Origin of the sequence: Paraglaciecola sp. L1A13 (assembly GCF_009796745.1) — a bacterium.
Classification (GTDB): Bacteria; Pseudomonadota; Gammaproteobacteria; order Enterobacterales; family Alteromonadaceae; genus Paraglaciecola.
The window spans coordinates 3,540,195-3,557,099 of the sequence record NZ_CP047024.1 but is presented as its reverse complement, the minus strand read 5'-3'; the positions used below and the strand labels follow the sequence as shown (position 1 = coordinate 3,557,099).

Here is a 16,905-nt window from a genome sequence, read left to right as displayed (position 1 = left end):
TTTGTAAGTAAACTAATCCGTCATATGCGACATGTATCCTAGTGTTTAGTCTGAATAAGACGATATAAATGTTCTAGACTAGATTAAGCGGGCGCATAAATAAATTTTAAGCGCTGATGCCTCGGCCACTTTTTCCCCCCCGTGCTTTACCACTTTTATCGTAGGTCATTGATTCTTTGGCGCGGGACTCTAGTAACAATGTTCGTAGGTGCTCAAGTCTGAGTTGTCCCTGTTCAACAGCAACTTGATTGATTTTTGTGCGGTATTGGCATTCAGATACTAACTTCTTTGCTCGGTCGAACAAGGCTAGTACTTCTTCACTAGTACGTTCTTCTTCGCTACTCGCATTAAAAGCAATGCTGATTGCATCGTCTTGTTGTTGAACGGTTGTTAGTAGATTTTCTTTATTTTTGAGCAGATTTATTAACGCTTCGGCATCTCGACTGCTGATTAAATGCAGTTCTGAGTCAAGCGCCTGAATGAGGTCTTCGAGATGGTCAAATTGTTTTGTTATCGCTTTTATTAATTCTGACATTCGTTTTGCCTGAGGTTAAGTAGGCAATCATTATGCTGCCGATACTAGTTTCTGCCAAATATTTCTGACTCTTGTAACGCAATATTTTTAGCCAAATTCTGCGGATTCACGCTGTACTCACCACTTTGAATAGCATTCTTTAAGCGGTCAACCTTTTCTTGATTAACCGGAGCCTCAGTACTTTTCTTCTGAACTTGGGCTAACTGCTGAGCTGATTGTGTCAAAGACACAGAATCTTGGCGCACAGGCTGAGATGAAGTGCTTTTACCGGCCGCTTCATTTGATTGTTGGTTTTGCGCTTGTTGCTGATTAATCTTTTGATTATCAAGAACTTGCTTTTGACCATTATTGTTAATGTTGTTAATAGACATAGTGACTACCTAACCTTGTTAATCTTACCTCACTTACTGTATCGGCAACCGAGGACACATCTTTAGTGTTATCTACACTATTTTTTTGCTATTTAACTCGAGTACATTAGTCATTGATCTATATACCGACGACGACTTCATTTGTACTAGCTACCCTAGCATTAATTTGTTTTTTAGAGCGAGTGTTAGTGACGATAATAGTATCGCCGATATTGCCGTCTTGCATTGCTACACCTGATGCTTTGACCTGCATCATAGTGTTTGAAGCATTGATAATAATTGTATCACCCTTACACACAAAACATAAATTATTCGGTGTAATAGGTTGGCCTGGCCGAACACGACGTTTGATGCGGGCGCCTAAAACATCTTCTACATTTGAAAACGTGGTGCGCCTGAGTAAAGCTCGATTCATATCGACTAATTTGATATTGCCGCTATTTAGAATGGTCCCTGGACTGACGGCATTTGAAATAACCACAACCGGCTGCATTTGTTTAACGCTGACCATTAAATACATATACCAATTAGACGGTTTACACAGGGCCTTTACCGCAATATTGCTTTGTTGCAGTGACTCGTTACTCGCAGTGTAAGTGATATATTCAGGACAAACAGGCAGATTCACCCGCTCATCTATCTCTGCTGTACTAATGTTAAGGCGGATTTGTGCCGATGTTGTAAGCTGGGATGCAACAAACTGCTGTGCGCCATCAATCAGTTGTGCGGCGCGTTCTCGATGCGTATTAGTGCTCGCGGATCCTGCGAAACTGGTTAGAGTAAGCATGATGATCGAGGCAAACGCTTTGTAAATCGCGATATTATTCATTTTCACTTGTGACCAATTTGTCTATGCTTAGGCAAGTGCAGATTGTGCATAGCGTCAAAAAATAGACGGTTTAACATAAAATGCGAAGTACTTGCCGCGATATATAAGCACAAAGCAACTATTAAGCCGACTTTCACTTTCACGGAGTTTTACATGTCCGATATTATGAATTCAGTCAATCAGCGTACCCAGTTGGTTGGTCAGAATCGTCTTGAATTGTTGTTATTTAGATTAAACGGTCGGCAAAAATTCGGCATCAATGTGTTTAAAGTACGAGAAGTACTTCAGTGTCCAAAATTAACGTCTATTCCTAAATTGAATTCTTATGTGCGTGGAATCGCCCATATTCGAGGGCAAACAATTTCGGTGATTGATATGAGTATGGCAACAGGTGGTAAACCGATACTCGATTTGAGTACTGCTTTTGTAGTTATTGCTGAATACAACAGTTCTGTTCAGGGCTTTTTAGTTGGAGCAGTGGAGCGGATTGTAAACACCAACTGGGAAGCAATCATGCCGCCCCCTAAAGGTAGTGGCCGAGCGAGTTATTTGACTGCAGTCACTGAATTTGAAAAGGAATTAATTGAGATTTTGGACGTGGAAAAGATCCTCAACGAAATTTCTCCCATTAGCACTGACGTTAGCGAAAGTGTGTCGAGTATGACGGTAGAAAACAAACGAGAGAAAATTATATTTATTGCTGACGATTCTGCAGTGGCGAGAAATCAAGTGAATAAAGCGCTTTCCACCCTGGGGCTCAAAATTGAAATGGCGAAAAATGGTTTAGAAGCACTAAATCGCCTTAGAGAGCTTGCACAAGAAACGGGTGATATTACAGATAAAGTGGGAATACTTGTTTCCGATATCGAAATGCCTGAAATGGATGGTTATACTCTGACCGCTGAGATTAAGAATGATCCCGCGTTAAAGAATCTACATGTAGTGCTGCATACCTCTTTAAGTGGTGTGTTTAACCAGGCAATGGTGCAAAAAGTTGGGGCCGACGATTTTATCGCTAAATTTCACCCCGATGAGTTGGTGACTTCCGTACAAAAATGGTTCGATAACAAATAATCGTGAAGGAAAGTCTATTGTCTAGTAATACACTTGATGATCATGAATACGCGCTTTTTTGTCGCTTTCTTGAACATCGATGCGGCATCGTGTTAGGGGAAAATAAGCAATACTTAGTGCGTAGCCGTCTATCGCCTTTACTTGGTAAGTTTAATCAAAAATCGTTATCCGATTTGATTAAGCGAACACTTGCTAACCATGATGTCACGCTGATAAATGCAGTCGTTAATGCCATGACAACCAATGAGACATTATGGTTTAGAGATAGTTACCCGTTTGACATTCTTCAACAAACGCTGCTTCCTCAATTAGCTAAGTCTGGTAAAAAAATTAGGATTTGGAGTGCGGCTTGTTCGTCAGGGCAAGAAGCTTACTCTATTGCGATGTCTGTTTTTGAATATCAAACTCGGAACCCGGGCGCTCTTGCTGGCGGTGTAGAAATAATAGCCACTGATATTTCTAGTGAGATGCTAAGTCTTGCAGAAGCCGGTCAGTACGATAATTTGTCTTTGTCTCGGGGATTATCAAGCGAGCGAAAAGCGCGTTTTTTTGACACGTCATCCGAAGGGAACTGCAGCGTGATTAAACAGAATATACGTAATATGGTCAGCTTTAAGCCTATAAACCTGCTGATGCCCTATACTAATCCAACGCGTTATGACGTGGTGTTCTGCCGAAATGTGCTTATTTATTTTTCGGCAACCTCTAAAGTCTCAATACTGCAAAAACTTGCCGCTTGCCTGCAACCACAAGGCGCACTTTTTGTTGGCGCGTCTGAATCCTTAACAGGAATTACCACCGAATTCACCATGAATCGTAGTGGAAGTGGTTTATTCTACTCAAAGAAAATATAGCTATTTCAATTGGTTAGCTAATTTCATTCAAAACGTCAAATCTTCTTTGGCATAGCTATTGCTTTACCCCTAGCGAATGAGGAGTAAAGCAAATGGCAATTAGTTTAGATAAGTTAATGGGATTCTCCCATAAAGCAGTGCAAGTACGTGAAGATCGTATGGAAGTGCTGGCCGGCAATCTTGCGAATGCAAATACGCCTGGCTACAAAGCAAGAGACATTAACTTTCAAGATGCTATGCGCAGTGCGCAAAGCGGACGTAGCCAAAATCTTACTCGTACTCATGACAATCATATTAAAGGCCATATGCAGGGTTCGGGGGAGTTGGAATTTCGCATTTCTAATCAACCTGATACCGGCGATGGTAATTCCGTTGATGTACAAGTCGAACGTAATGCCTTTTTAGATAATGGTTTGCGTTATCAGGCAAGCGTAGAGTTTCTTAGCGGTAAAATTAAAAGCATGAAGAAAGCCATCAGCGGAGGTCAAAGCTAATGAGTTTATTTAACGTAATGGATATCGCCAGTACCGGTATGAGTGCGCAGAGTGTGCGCTTAAATACCACCGCCAGTAACGTGGCAAACGCGAACTCGGTCAGTAGCAGTTATGATCAAACGTATAAAGCGCGACATCCCGTTTTTGCCGCTGAAATGCAACGCGCCTCTCAAGATCAAAATGCTGGTACGGGTGTACAGGTTTTAGGCATAGTCGAAAGTCAGGCACCGTTACAAATTGAATATAGTCCAGGTCATCCAATGGCAGATGAAAATGGCTATATCTATAAACCAAACGTGAATATCGTTGAAGAAATGGCCGATATGATGTCTGCGTCAAAGGCATATGAAACGAATGTTCAAGTCGCTGATACAACTAAACGTTTGTTTAGAACTGTATTGCGTTTAGGCCAAAGCTAGTCGCTTTACTATCCAGATAATTTCGAGGTACAGACGTGGATACATTAATTAAAAATGGCTTGAATAGCGATCTTTACTGGCAACCAGAAACGGTACCGGTCGCCGACGAGAGTAATCAAAAGTTATCACAAGAAGACTTTTTCTCATTACTCACCGAGCAACTTGCTAATCAAGATCCAAGTAAGCCCGTAGATAACGACCAGATGGTTGCGCAGATGACCAGCTTCACCATGGCTGACGGAATTAGTCAGTTAAATGAGAAGTTTGAGACATTCGCCACGTCAATGACGTCAAACCAAGCGCTTCAGGCCTCTAGTTTGATAGGGCAACAGGTTTTATTGCAAGGTGATGTCGCGCATATGTCCAGCGAAGGGCAGGGCGTTTCTGGCGTAGTGATCAACGATGCGACAACACTAAATACAAAAATTACCATTGAAAATGAATCTGGCAGCATAGTGAAAACTATCGATATTGGTACACAACCTGCTGGCAATATTCAGTTTAATTGGGATGGCAAAGATAGCGCCGGAAATATTATGGCGGCCGGAAATTACGTTGTAAAAGCGCAAGGTAATGTATCCGGTGAACCTCAACAATTAGTAACAGCAGTCAATCGGCATGTGGATAGCGTCAGCCTCGCTGGCAGCGGTCAAGGTGTCATTTTAAATCTTGATGGTGATGTAAGTGTCAAACTTGACGACGTCATTCAACTTGGTGGTTAACAGGAGAGCAAAACATGTCTTTTAATATTGCATTGAGTGGCGTATCTGCTGCGCAACGAGACTTAGATACAACCGCTAATAATATAGCGAACGTAAATACAGTAGGCTTTAAAGAGTCACGTGCAGAGTTTGGTGATGTATATGCATCATCCTTATTAGCGGGTGGTAAAACGAAAGTCGGTGATGGCGTTATTACGCAAGAAGTCGCGCAACAATTTTCGCAAGGTAGTTTACAGTTTACCAATAACTCATTGGACCTTGCGGTAACGGGGAATGGCTTTTTTGCCACCGTACCGGAAATTGAGTCCCGTGAATATTCATATACACGTGCGGGTATGTTTAAACTTGATGCAGACAACTTCGTTGTTAACTCAAACGGCGATAATTTGCTTGGCTTCCCTGTTAACAACGACGGTACTTCATCTTCAGTTGCACTGAGTACGACGCAACCAGTTCAAATTCCTGATTCTTCTGGCTCGCCGCAACCCACTTCTGAAGTATCATTAAAGATGAACTTGCCTGCTGGTGATGACCCTGTTGATTTAGACTTATTCAACCCTGATGATCCATTGACTTACAATGCTGCCACGTCTGTCACAGTATTTGATTCTCTAGGTGACAGTCACGTCATGACCTATTATTTTATGAAAGATCAAAATGAGACGAATGAGTGGGTAGTGGCGACTTATATGGACGACCTTCCCTTAAATACCGAAGGTGACACCATAGGTGCCCCTCCTGCGGCAGGGGAAAACGTGGTAGGCGAAAACTCTCTAACTGAAGGTATATCTGGATACCGGATGACGTTTAGTTCAGGTGGCGACTTTACAGGAATTGAAAACGCTGACGGTACAGCTAGTTTGACAGGTGAAATAACCTCGGTAGCGTTAGGCGGCACGATATTGTCGAACGGGTCGGATGCGACTCAAGCCATTAAGACCGATTTTGCCTTTGACGCATCTTCAGCAACATCAGATGAACCAACCCAATTTGCATCCGCGTTTGAGGTGACATCCCTTGAGCAAGATGGTTTAGCCGTTGGTCGGTTAACGGGGATTGATATTGGCGCAGATGGTCTTGTACGTGCAACATACTCAAACGGTACATCTGAACCCATTATTCGCGTTGCCTTAGTACGTTTCGCTAATGACCAAGGCTTGACCCAGCAAAGTAACACCCAGTGGCAAGAAAGCATCTTATCCGGCGAAGCACTTGCCGGAGAGGCAACAACAGGTACCTTTGGCGATATAAACTCGTCTGCCCTTGAGCAAGCCAACGTGAATTTAACCACCGAACTTATCGATTTGATTATTGCTCAACGTAACTTCCAAGCTAACTCCAGAGCCCTTGAAGTCAATAACCAGCTCAACCAAACAATTTTGAATATTCGATAATTAATTCAATTGGTTAACTTTATAAAGGTCACCTCGCGTGACCTTTTTTATAGTCTAATATCCTTTCATATCGTTATCTTTTGCTTAACTTCTAGTCGATTTTTTTACCATAAAGCAGCTAGTGGCACTTAATTTGCACAGTTCTAGTTAAGTTCACTTTTCGTCAAGAAGTTGTCATGGATAAATTACTGTACATTGCCGCCAGCGGCGCTAAACAAGATCTTCTTGGTACGGCTGTGCGGGCTAACAATTTGGCCAATACCCAAACCACGGGTTTTCGCGCGCAACTAGAGCAAGCTCGCAGCATGCCTGCGTTTGGCGAAGGGCTGCCAACACGCGTGTTTTCCATGACCGAGAACCCTGCAAATAATTTTGAAGGGGGGGCGATGATCCAAACCGAGCGAGAGTTGGATGTGGCGATTCAAGGCGATGGTTGGTTGTCAGTACTAGACACTAACGGCGGTGAGGCTTACAGCCGTAACGGCAGTTTGCAGATCAGTGCCGATGGGCAATTACAAGACTCTTCTGGCAATACCATAATCGGCGAAAATGGCCCGGTGTTTTTGCCCATTCCTTTGTCGAATATCAATATTGCTGGCGACGGTACGATTTCAGTAAGGCCCCAAGGCGCACCGGAAACAGTGCTTGAAGAAGTCGGCAGATTAAAGTTGGTGAACCCACAACTTACCAACATTGAACGTGGTAACGACGGTTTATTTCGTCAAAAAGACGGCGAGATAGCGCAATTTGATCCTACGGTGAGTATCCGTAACGGCATGCTTGAGGGCAGTAACGTTAATCCTGTAGAGGAGATGGTGGACATGATCTCACTGCAACGACATTACGAAATGCAAGTTAAATTTATGAAACAAGCCAGTGATTTAGATTCCAAAGCGAATCAATTACTGCGCATTATTTAATAGCCAGTGGCTGAAGAATAATCTATTAGGGGAGATGACCTATGCACCCAGCATTATGGATCAGTAAAACCGGACTCGATGCAGCGCAAACCGATGTAGCTGTTATTTCAAACAACTTGGCGAATGCCAGCACTGTTGGCTTTAAGAAAGACCGCGCGATCTTCGAAGACTTGCTTTATCAGAATATTAATCAACCTGGTGGGCGCTCGTCGGCAGATACCGAATTACCTTCTGGTTTGATGTTAGGCGCTGGTAGTAAGGTGGTTGCGACACAAAAAGCCCATACTCAAGGCAATATGCTGACGACTGAAAATGCATTGGATATGTCAATTCAGGGCAGGGGGTTCTTCGAAATACTGCAACCTGATGGCAGCACCGCGTATACACGAAATGGTCAATTCACTCTTAACGACCAAGGGCAGATTGTAACGCCTGGAGCCGGGTTCTTGCTACAACCAAACATTACCGTTCCCGAGGATGCTCAGCAAATTACCATATCTCAAGACGGGGAGGTTTCAGCTTCAATTCGTGGTCAAGCTGATCCACAAGTCTTGGGGCAAATAAGCCTGTCTGATTTCGTGAATATGACTGGCTTACAGCCTATTGGTCAAAACTTATACGTTGAAACTGCCGTTAGTGGTGCACCCATTCAAGGTGTGCCTGGCCTTGAAGGGTTAGGGACCGTAGTGCAAGGAGCACTGGAAACGTCGAATGTTAATGTGACCGAAGAACTGGTGAACTTGATTGAAAGCCAACGTCTGTACGAAATGAACTCAAAAGTTATTTCGGCCGTGGATTCAATGCTTGGTCAGGTTATTCAACAACTTTAGTGGTTAATATTATGAAAGCCTTATATGTCATTGGATTAAGTGGATTACTCAGTGCCTGCCAGAGCACGCCTGAGCCGGATGTTATGCCGAACGACCCTTACTATGCACCTATCACGGCTGAGTTGCCGCGGCAAAAGATTGCCGAAGACGGCTCAATTTTTCAGGCTGACATGGCCAATAGCTTGTATTCAGATGTGAAAGCCCGTCGTGTGGGCGACATCATCACTGTGAATTTGGAAGAAAATACCCGGGCAACGAAATCCGCAGGTACCACTACTTCGAAAGAGTCGGCCCTGGACGTCAGTCCCATAATTGGCCTTGGGGGGAATGCAGTGAATATTGGTTCTCAATCATTGCAACTGGGTGTCGACAGCTCAAACGAGTTTACCGGTGATGCTTCCGCCAATCAGAGTAATAATTTAAGCGGTAGCATTTCAGTTACTGTGATGAAAGTTTTCTCAAATCAAAACTTATTGGTACGCGGCGAAAAATGGTTAACCCTGAACAATGGTAATGAGTATATACGTTTAACAGGTGTTGTTCGCCCAGCTGATGTTAGTCCAACGAATGAGATAGTTTCAACCAAAATAGCCAACGCCCGCATTCAATACAGCGGCACAGGTACGTTTGCCTCAGCGCAAAAAGAGGGTTGGCTAACCAGTTTCTTTTCCTCCGAGTACTGGCCGTTTTAGGCAGGAGTAGTATATGAAATTATTTATTTTGGCTTTTATGGTGGCGAGTCTTTTAGTGGCCCCCATTGGACAGGCTCAGCGTATTAAAGATTTAGCCAGCATCCAAGGCGTACGTAGTAACCAATTAGTGGGTTACGGTTTGGTTGTTGGTTTACCCGGCACTGGCGAACAGAGTCCGTTCACGGAACAAAGTTTTCGCACTATGTTGTCAAATTTCGGTATCAGCTTGGATAGCACGTTAAAGCCTAAAATTAAAAATGTCGCCGCAGTCGCGGTACACGCCGAACTACCACCGTTTTTAAAGCCAGGCCAAAAAATCGACGTCACTGTTAGCTCAGTAGGGGAAGCAGCCAGTTTACGAGGTGGTACATTACTGCAAACTTTTTTGAAAGGCTTAGACGGCAAAGTCTACGCGGTTGCTCAGGGCAGCATGGTGGTCAGTGGCTTTGGCGCAGAAGGCGCTGATGGCTCAAAAATAGTTGCCAATACGCCAACAGTTGGACGCATAGCTAACGGTGCAATCATCGAGAGAGCCGTTCCCAGCGGTTTTATGCAGAATGATTTTTTAACCATTAACTTAAATTATCCTGATTTTTCCACCGCGAAAATTTTAGCTGATACGATTAATCAGCGTTTAGGCGCCGATCCGGATAAAGGTTACATTATTGCTACGCCCATCGACGCAGCGTCTGTTCGTGTATCGGCTCCTCGAGACGTGGGGCAGCGAGTGGGGTTCTTAGCAACGCTAGAAAACTTTGAATTCGTACCTGCTAAAGCGCCAGCGCGGATCGTAATCAATAGCCGAACCGGCACGATCGTGATTGGTCAAGACGTACGTTTATTACCCGCAGCCATAACTCACGGCGGATTGACAGTTACCATTAGTGAAAATCAACAAGTTACTCAGCCTAATCCATTGGGGCAAGGGGAAACTGTGGTGACGGATCAGTCAATTATTGACGTGAATTTAGATGACACGCGCATGTTTAAATTTGATCCAGGCGTGACCCTTGACCAACTTGTTCGCGCAGTGAATGAAGTGGGCGCCGCACCTGGTGACTTAATGGCAATACTAGAAGCGCTCAGTGAGGCCGGAGCCTTACAAGGCGAGCTAGTTGTTATTTAGCGTGTTTGATAAGACTGAGGTTTAGCCGATGGACAGCATAGACAATAGCGTTAAGTTTCAAGGCCAATTTGAAATGTCGCGCAACGCAAATGACATTCAAGGATTGGATAAATTGCGCCGGGCTGCTCAAAACGGCGATGACGCCGCGTTGGAAGAGGCGGCGAAACAATTTGAAGCGATTTTTGTGCAAATGATGCTTAAGTCTATGCGTAAGGCGCAAGATGTTATGGCAGATAAAGACAGCCCGTTTAATTCAGAACAGGTTAAGTTTTATCGCGATATGCATGACCAGCAATTGGCCAGTGATATGTCAAACAATGGCAGTATTGGATTGGCTGATATTATTATGCAGCAGCTTAGTAAGGGCGGCGATGGTTTTACGCCTGCGAGTGTTATTCGTAATGACGGTAACTTATCAGACATTAACCGTCATAGTGTTCAAAGTATCAAGCAGGCTCAACAGACCGTGTTACCGGATGCTTCTTCTACAGGGGCTGGTTTCAAAGATGCGGCGTTTAGCGGTCAACAAAATTTCATGGATGCATTATATCCAGTCGCCCAGCGAGTTGCACAAGAGCTTGATATAGAACCTAAAGCATTGCTCGCTCAAGCTGCCGTAGAGACAGGTTGGGGCCAATACATGATGCATACCGATAAAGGCAATACCCATAATTTATTTGGGATCAAAGCCGGTAAAGCATGGCAAGGCGACACCGCTAGGGTTAACACATTAGAATTTGAACAAGGCTTAGCGACACCTAAGAAAGCTGAATTTAGAGCATATGGTTCATTTGACGATGCGATGCAAGATTACGTGTCATTTGTGAAAGAGAACCCTCGTTATCAACAAGCACTTAAAAATACGAGTGACCCTAAACGTTACTTTGAAGAGTTACAACAAGCTGGATACGCGACTGATCCAGCCTATGCTCAAAAAATTATTTCTGTCTTGAACAGTGATTCATTAAGCAATTATCAGCCATGAACAACATCAGAGTAGGGAGTGTAAAATATGATTAGGACTTCGGATTTATTATCCATTGCCCGCTCTGGTGTTGAAGCAAGCAACCAGTTACTCAGTACGACAGGTAATAATATTGCCAATGTTAATACTGATGGATACGTGCGAGAAAGAACAAATTTTGTTGCAGAGTTAATGGGCGGAGTCGGTCAATACACTACCGACCGAGTTGTTAATACTTTTGCTCAAAATCAGTTACGTCGTGATACCACCATGCTTGCAGAGCATGAAGCATATTGGGAAAAAACTGCCATTTTGGACAATGTTTTTGCCGGTGAAGCTAACAGTGTATCGACTAGCATGAGCCGCTTTTTTGCTTCAATGCAAACAGCGAACGATGATCCGACAAATATGTCTGCGCGCCAACTGGTGTTAGGTGATGCTGAATCCATGATTGGACAAATGGGCACCATATCAACGTTTTTAACCGAAAAAGAACGTGAAATTAATTTTGAATTTGAAGCATCTCTTAATAAAGTTAATTCTTTGGTTGAATCAATCGCATCGTTTAATGACTCCATTCGCATCGTTCAGGCAAATAACCCCCATGATACTCCAGGCGCGTTAATGAACCAGCGTGACTCCGCTATCTTAGAGTTAAGTAGTTTGGTATCAATTGAAACACGCAATAGCTCTAATGGTGATGGTTCGGTTATGGTGAACCTAACCTCGGGTGAGTCACTCGTCATGCAAGATGGTACCTTTAGTGTTTTAGAGGTTAACAATAGCGCAGATCTTAACTACAAATCATTGCAGCTCACCAGCAATGGTAAACCAACGTCGTTAAATCTTACGGAAACTGAATTGGGTGGGACGATTGGAGGTTTGTTTCGTTACCGTGATGAGGTACTTGAGCCAAGTCGCCGGGAACTTGGGCAAATTGCACTGGCGGTTACAGAGGCTGTCAATACGCAAAATCGTGCGGGCATGGATTATGATCAACAGTTGGGTGGTGAGATCTTCACACGCCCTGTCAGCATTGGTCTTAATTATCCCGGTAACGCTGATACAACTTCAGTTGTTAACGGTCGTATTGCCCAAGGCGGTGCAAGCGCCATAACCAGTGCTGATTACCAAGTTACGATCGATGCCGTCACTGCTAGTGTGCCTCCAACTGTCGATGTAACTGTGGCATTGCTCAATATTGATGGTTCTGCTGTGCTAGATGTGAATGGTGATCCAATTACACAAAATTACATTGGTCTGACTGCCCAAAGTGGTGAGTACAGCGAAATATTAGGTGGTTTAGAGCTAGAGTTTTCAAAAGGATCTGGCTACACCGCAGGAGATCAGTTTTTACTGCAACCAACTAAGGGAGTCGCTGACAAAATTGAGTTGGTTACAACACGCCCTGAAGACTTAGCGCTTGCCAGTCCAATTAGAATAGATGCTGCGGATGATAATTTAGGTGGTGCGGAGTTAATCTCAACCCAAGTCACGAATACTTTTGTCGATACTACGCCGTTCGATTCTCGTTCATCTGGTTTTGATGGTGCTGGTGGTATTCATGCCCCTGGAGCTGCACCTGGTGGAGGGGTCGGCGCGCCATCAAGCATTTTATTTAACTCATCAAATGAGTTCGAGGTGTACGACAGCGCGGGCACATTAATTACTACGGTTAGTGGAGCTGCGTCATTAGATAACTTACTAACGCAGGCCTCTCAAACGGCTGGTTGGCCAGCAGCATTCAGCGCGCTGGATAACTATCCAGGTTATGATTTTAGTCTGCAAGGTGAACCGAAAGCCGGCGACTCGTTCTCTATTGGTTATAATACCAACGGACTTAACGATAACCGTAACGGGTTAATCATGGCTAATTTGCAAAACGAGAATGGCATGCAGTTGAATAATGCTGGGTCGGGCGATCCCGTTAGTTTTCACGAAGCTTACGCCGATACAGTTAGCGATATAGGTCAAAAAGCAGCTAATGCCAACATAGCCGTAAAAGCAGGAGAGGCCCTAAAGTTGCAGTCTAAAGATTGGTTTGATTCGGTGTCTGGTGTTAGTTTAGATGAAGAGGCTGCCAATTTAGTGCGCTTTCAACAGTCTTATTCTGCTGCAGCACGTTTGTTGAATACTGCGCAAGAAATGTTCGATACCATTTTGAGCATGGTGAGATAATGAAACAAGTGAGAGTGAAATAATGCGTATTTCTACTGGTCAATTATACGATAGAAGCATCCGTGCTGTGCTGAACAATCAAGATGAGTTGTCTGATGTTCAGCAACAATTATCGACTGGAAAAAAGTTATTACGTCCGTCGGATGATCCTGTTGGAACCGCACAGGTTATTCGTTTAACAGAAGAAATTGATTTAATTTCACAATACAATAAAAACAGTAACTTGCTAACAAGCAGTATCGCGCAGGAAGAAACAATACTTGGCAATGTGACTGACAATATCCAAAGAGCGCGGCAATTAATGGTTCAAGCTGGTAATGGCATACTTAACTCACAAGACCGAAATGCCATTGGTATTGAGATTGCGCAAATACGTGACCAAGTATTTGACGCAATGAATAGCCAAAATGCGAATGGCGAGTATATTTTTGCTGGTTATCAATCTGCAACACCTGCTTTTAGTTATACCGCTGGCGCTTCAGGGAATAAATACGCTTTTGAAGGTGATGAAGGAATAAATGAAATCAGGGTGTCGAATACATTCTCTTTGGCGATGAATACGTCAGGTCAAACCGTTTTTGAAGATGTTTATGCTCGACTTACAGGCGATATTACATCGACAAGCGGCGTGACATCAGCGTCTTCTATTATTACTGCACAATCCGAATTCGATCAGTTTCATGAGCAAAATTATGATCCTGTCACCGCCGCAAATAATGAATATCAGATTGATATCATTAGCGCCACTGAAGTGAGTATCACTAACTTGGGTACTGGCAATGTTGTTGGTACTGAATCATTCGCTAGTGGCACACCTTTTAATTTTGAAGGACAGGATTTTACTATTGAGGGCAGTGTGGGTGACAGTGTTAACTTTACACTACAAAAGCCTGAGAAAAAGAGTATCGTGGAAACCCTTAATGATTTTTATATTGATTTAAGTGATGAAAATATCTCTGATAAAGACTTCGAAGAAGGGATTAGAGATGCATTGGTTGGCGCGGACAATAGCTTAACGAGTATTCTTGATTCTATATCAATGCTTGGGAGTAAAATGAATACCGCCCAATCGGTACTTGAGTCAAATTTAGACTTGGAGATAACACACAAATCAGCCCGGGCCGAAATTGAAGACGTGGATTATGCTGAAGCAGTATCTGAGCTTAGTAAACAAGAAGCTGCGCTGCAAGCCGCACAAGCGACGTTCTCTCGCGTGACGGGGCTGTCACTATTTGATTATATTAGTTAATAGCTAAATATATTATTCACTCATTCACAGTCAACCTACTGCGGCAATTTTAGTTTCGCCAAATAAATATGCGCTTGTTGGTCTTGGTGAGATGAATAATAACTGACAAAAAGCGTGTTTTCCTTTCTTACCATTGCCGGATAACTGTTATCACCTGCTGACGGTAATATATTGAGCAATGATACTTTGGCACTTTTAAAGTTTACATTCAGTAGGGCTGTTACCAACTTACCTTTATGAATAATTCTTCCTGCGAGTAATGCTGAATAATTGTTCAGTTGCAACATATTAGGTCCTCCAAGATAAAAACCTAGATCTCGCCATTGCCAATTGATATAGGGGGGCTTGCTGCTCCCTAGTTGCGCGCTATAAGTATCGCTGTCTCTGCGCAGAATAATGTGTGCTATGTCACTTTCCATAAAACATATATCGCTCTCATTGGGGTATCCTTTATTGTGCTTTTGTAAACAAAACATATTACTGCTATGTCGATGAAAACTTCGTTTGGGATCACCCGAATAAAGATGCACTGCGTTTTTAGAACGATTGTATGCGATACCGTAAGCTTTACCGTCGTGCCATCGTAAACGCCACAACCACCAATGCTTTTCTCCTATACTTTTAGGGCAAGACCAACTTAGTCCATCTTGGGATACCCATATCAATGGATGTTGATTACCCAATTCACCGAGAAAACTGGTTTTGCTTATGCGCCGAGCATAAGCAAGTAATACCAGTTCTCCTTTTGGCGAAACACTTAATTTAGGATCCCGCAGATCAGTATCCGGCATAATTATACGCTGGGTATAAACCACCTCTGCACTTTCTGACAACGTTACGACGTTAATGTGTCCGTCATCGCTGACGTGGTTTTTAGCGACTCGAAAAGAACAGTAAAGTACGCCATTAAAATCACATAAATCAGTAAATGCATGGTGTTTACTACCCTTAGTTACGCGCTTTACATCAATAATTTGCATTTTAATTCACCAATCAGTATTTAATAAATTCATTGGAACTCAAAAGGTTAGCAAAAGCAAAGCCCTGGTTGGTTACCACTGGATTAAAAAACATCAAATTTTAATTAAAGAGAGCTTAGCTACAGTCGATAACATTTATGAGAGAGATAGTAATTATGATTTTTAAAATATCATTATTACTTTTAGAGTTATTTAACCACCAATTTTTTATTTTCGGTTATCAGCGAAAACTGAACTGAAAATGTAGGAGAGAAACCATGGGTTTATTTGTAAATACTAATGTGTCGTCTTTGAACGCACAACGTCAATTATTTAATTCGTCGACTAGTTTGAACACTTCGTTTGAGCGTCTTTCGTCAGGTTTTAGAATAAACCGAGCTGCTGATGATGCAGCAGGTCTTCAAATTTCTGAACGTTTAACTACCCAGATTCAGGGTTTAGATCAAGCTGCTAGAAACGCAAATGATGCAATATCGCTTGTGCAAACTGCTGAAGGGGCGTTGGGTGAAGTTACGTCTTCATTACAACGTATTCGTACATTAGCCGTTCAATCACAAAACGGTATCAACTCTTCGGCTGACAGATCCGCTCTACAAAAAGAAGTTAAGGCGCTGGTCACAGAAATAAGCCGTATTGCAACAGATTCACAGTTTGGTGATGCAACCCTGTTAGATGGTACGTTTTCAGCTAGTTTCCTAGTCGGTGCAAACGGCGGACAAAACATCTCTGTTAACTTGTCCACAATAGGTACAGGTGGTTTTGCTGCTTCTTCGTTAGGTCTAGATACTCTTACTGTAGCGAATATAGATGGTGCATCAGGAGCGTTAACCACTATTACTGATGCGATTTCCAGTATAGGGGCAGTACGTGCAGATTTAGGTGCCTTACAGAATCGGTTCCAATCGACAATCCGTAACTTGTCGAATATCTCTGAAAACGTATCAGCTGCACGTTCACAAATACGTGACACAGATTTTGCGACCGAAACAGCTGAATTGACTCGTAATCAGATTATTCAACAAGCGAGCTTAACGGTATTGAGTCAGGCAAATCAGCGTCCTCAGGCCGCTCTATCTCTACTTGGTTAATTGAATAGTTAAACTAGGTTTCTAGACCCTTCTGTTAGGGCTTTGAAACCAGGAGATAAAACGCCAGGTTGAGAAGATCCAATCAGTTGAGAGTCTACTCACTCTCTCGTCAGTTTAAGCCGAAGATTATCCTTCGGCTTTTTTCATTTAGTTTTTTACTTTTAAAATAAGATGGATAGATTGTTA

General features: G+C 43.0%; 18 protein-coding genes. 14 read left to right on the top strand and 4 right to left on the bottom strand.

Going from position 1 to position 16,905, the window contains the following annotated elements:
• Positions 1-106: 106 nt before the first annotated feature.
• The 3 genes from flgN to flgA all read right to left on the bottom strand — a co-directional run bounded on the left by flgN (position 107) and on the right by flgA (position 1,735).
• Positions 107-535, bottom strand: a complete 429-nt coding sequence (flgN, locus tag GQR89_RS15035; protein ID WP_158770796.1) for a flagellar export chaperone FlgN — start codon at positions 533-535, stop codon at positions 107-109.
• A 44-nt stretch (positions 536-579) separates the two neighbouring features.
• Positions 580-906 (bottom strand): flagellar biosynthesis anti-sigma factor FlgM, encoded by a 327-nt coding sequence (gene flgM / locus GQR89_RS15030; RefSeq protein ID WP_158770795.1) that lies wholly within the window; start codon positions 904-906, stop codon positions 580-582.
• A gap of 118 nt (positions 907-1,024) precedes the next feature.
• Entirely contained in the window at positions 1,025-1,735 is a 711-nt protein-coding gene (flgA, locus tag GQR89_RS15025; RefSeq protein ID WP_158770794.1) for a flagellar basal body P-ring formation chaperone FlgA, read from the bottom strand.
• A 153-nt stretch (positions 1,736-1,888) separates the two neighbouring features.
• On the opposite strand from flgA, the gene GQR89_RS15020 reads away from it, so the two are divergent.
• From GQR89_RS15020 to flgL, 13 genes are all read left to right on the top strand, one after another.
• Positions 1,889-2,809, top strand: a complete 921-nt coding sequence (locus GQR89_RS15020) for a chemotaxis protein CheV (protein ID WP_158770793.1) — start codon at positions 1,889-1,891, stop codon at positions 2,807-2,809.
• Positions 2,810-2,826: 17 nt separating this feature from the next.
• On the top strand, positions 2,827-3,663 hold the full coding sequence (locus GQR89_RS15015) for a protein-glutamate O-methyltransferase CheR (protein ID WP_158770792.1): 837 nt from the start codon (positions 2,827-2,829) through the stop codon (positions 3,661-3,663).
• A 92-nt stretch (positions 3,664-3,755) separates the two neighbouring features.
• Positions 3,756-4,157 (top strand): flagellar basal body rod protein FlgB, encoded by a 402-nt coding sequence (flgB, locus tag GQR89_RS15010; RefSeq protein WP_158770791.1) that lies wholly within the window; start codon positions 3,756-3,758, stop codon positions 4,155-4,157.
• A complete protein-coding gene (gene flgC / locus GQR89_RS15005; RefSeq protein WP_158770790.1) occupies positions 4,157-4,576 on the top strand; it encodes a flagellar basal body rod protein FlgC in 420 nt (139 codons plus the stop codon). The genes flgB and flgC overlap by 1 nt, the downstream gene beginning before the upstream one ends.
• A gap of 35 nt (positions 4,577-4,611) precedes the next feature.
• Positions 4,612-5,298 (top strand): flagellar hook assembly protein FlgD, encoded by a 687-nt coding sequence (locus GQR89_RS15000; RefSeq protein ID WP_158770789.1) that lies wholly within the window; start codon positions 4,612-4,614, stop codon positions 5,296-5,298.
• 14 nt (positions 5,299-5,312) lie between these two features.
• Positions 5,313-6,692: a flagellar hook protein FlgE gene (gene flgE, locus GQR89_RS14995; RefSeq protein ID WP_158770788.1), complete on the top strand. Its 1,380-nt coding sequence runs from the start codon at positions 5,313-5,315 to the stop codon at positions 6,690-6,692.
• A 176-nt stretch (positions 6,693-6,868) separates the two neighbouring features.
• Positions 6,869-7,612 carry a flagellar basal body rod protein FlgF gene (locus tag GQR89_RS14990; RefSeq protein WP_158770787.1) on the top strand — a complete coding sequence of 248 codons (744 nt, stop codon included), beginning with the start codon at positions 6,869-6,871 and terminating at the stop codon, positions 7,610-7,612.
• Positions 7,613-7,653: 41 nt separating this feature from the next.
• Entirely contained in the window at positions 7,654-8,442 is a 789-nt protein-coding gene (gene flgG, locus GQR89_RS14985; RefSeq protein WP_158770786.1) for a flagellar basal-body rod protein FlgG, read from the top strand.
• Between the two features lie 11 nt (positions 8,443-8,453).
• A complete protein-coding gene (flgH, locus tag GQR89_RS14980; RefSeq protein WP_158770785.1) occupies positions 8,454-9,134 on the top strand; it encodes a flagellar basal body L-ring protein FlgH in 681 nt (226 codons plus the stop codon).
• Between the two features lie 13 nt (positions 9,135-9,147).
• Complete coding sequence (locus tag GQR89_RS14975; RefSeq protein ID WP_158770784.1) at positions 9,148-10,260, top strand: flagellar basal body P-ring protein FlgI; 1,113 nt, start codon at positions 9,148-9,150, stop codon at positions 10,258-10,260.
• A gap of 28 nt (positions 10,261-10,288) precedes the next feature.
• Positions 10,289-11,245, top strand: coding sequence for a flagellar assembly peptidoglycan hydrolase FlgJ (gene flgJ, locus GQR89_RS14970; RefSeq protein ID WP_158770783.1), 957 nt, complete (start codon positions 10,289-10,291; stop codon positions 11,243-11,245).
• Between the two features lie 27 nt (positions 11,246-11,272).
• Positions 11,273-13,402: a flagellar hook-associated protein FlgK gene (gene flgK / locus GQR89_RS14965; protein ID WP_158770782.1), complete on the top strand. Its 2,130-nt coding sequence runs from the start codon at positions 11,273-11,275 to the stop codon at positions 13,400-13,402.
• A 22-nt stretch (positions 13,403-13,424) separates the two neighbouring features.
• The gene (gene flgL, locus GQR89_RS14960) at positions 13,425-14,651 is read left to right on the top strand and encodes a flagellar hook-associated protein FlgL (RefSeq protein ID WP_158770781.1); all 1,227 of its coding nucleotides are present in this window, start codon (positions 13,425-13,427) and stop codon (positions 14,649-14,651) included.
• A 35-nt stretch (positions 14,652-14,686) separates the two neighbouring features.
• On the opposite strand, the gene GQR89_RS14955 is transcribed toward flgL, so the two are convergent.
• Positions 14,687-15,631, bottom strand: coding sequence for a hypothetical protein (locus GQR89_RS14955; RefSeq protein WP_158770780.1), 945 nt, complete (start codon positions 15,629-15,631; stop codon positions 14,687-14,689).
• Positions 15,632-15,888: 257 nt separating this feature from the next.
• Between GQR89_RS14955 and GQR89_RS14950 the strand changes: the two genes are divergently transcribed.
• Positions 15,889-16,719 carry a flagellin gene (locus GQR89_RS14950; RefSeq protein ID WP_158770779.1) on the top strand — a complete coding sequence of 277 codons (831 nt, stop codon included), beginning with the start codon at positions 15,889-15,891 and terminating at the stop codon, positions 16,717-16,719.
• The last annotated feature ends 186 nt before the right edge of the window (positions 16,720-16,905 follow it).

Coding starts and splice junctions, on each gene's coding strand:
- GQR89_RS14950 (WP_158770779.1), top strand. CDS start 15,889: ATGGGTTTATTTGTAAATACTAATGTGTCGTCTTTGAACGCACAACGT.
- GQR89_RS14975 (WP_158770784.1), top strand. CDS start 9,148: ATGAAATTATTTATTTTGGCTTTTATGGTGGCGAGTCTTTTAGTGGCC.
- flgG (WP_158770786.1), top strand. CDS start 7,654: ATGCACCCAGCATTATGGATCAGTAAAACCGGACTCGATGCAGCGCAA.
- GQR89_RS14990 (WP_158770787.1), top strand. CDS start 6,869: ATGGATAAATTACTGTACATTGCCGCCAGCGGCGCTAAACAAGATCTT.
- flgL (WP_158770781.1), top strand. CDS start 13,425: ATGCGTATTTCTACTGGTCAATTATACGATAGAAGCATCCGTGCTGTG.
- GQR89_RS14955 (WP_158770780.1), bottom strand. CDS start 15,631: ATGCAAATTATTGATGTAAAGCGCGTAACTAAGGGTAGTAAACACCAT.
- flgH (WP_158770785.1), top strand. CDS start 8,454: ATGAAAGCCTTATATGTCATTGGATTAAGTGGATTACTCAGTGCCTGC.
- GQR89_RS15020 (WP_158770793.1), top strand. CDS start 1,889: ATGTCCGATATTATGAATTCAGTCAATCAGCGTACCCAGTTGGTTGGT.
- flgN (WP_158770796.1), bottom strand. CDS start 535: ATGTCAGAATTAATAAAAGCGATAACAAAACAATTTGACCATCTCGAA.
- flgB (WP_158770791.1), top strand. CDS start 3,756: ATGGCAATTAGTTTAGATAAGTTAATGGGATTCTCCCATAAAGCAGTG.
- flgM (WP_158770795.1), bottom strand. CDS start 906: ATGTCTATTAACAACATTAACAATAATGGTCAAAAGCAAGTTCTTGAT.
- flgA (WP_158770794.1), bottom strand. CDS start 1,735: ATGAATAATATCGCGATTTACAAAGCGTTTGCCTCGATCATCATGCTT.
- flgK (WP_158770782.1), top strand. CDS start 11,273: ATGATTAGGACTTCGGATTTATTATCCATTGCCCGCTCTGGTGTTGAA.
- flgE (WP_158770788.1), top strand. CDS start 5,313: ATGTCTTTTAATATTGCATTGAGTGGCGTATCTGCTGCGCAACGAGAC.
- flgC (WP_158770790.1), top strand. CDS start 4,157: ATGAGTTTATTTAACGTAATGGATATCGCCAGTACCGGTATGAGTGCG.
- flgJ (WP_158770783.1), top strand. CDS start 10,289: ATGGACAGCATAGACAATAGCGTTAAGTTTCAAGGCCAATTTGAAATG.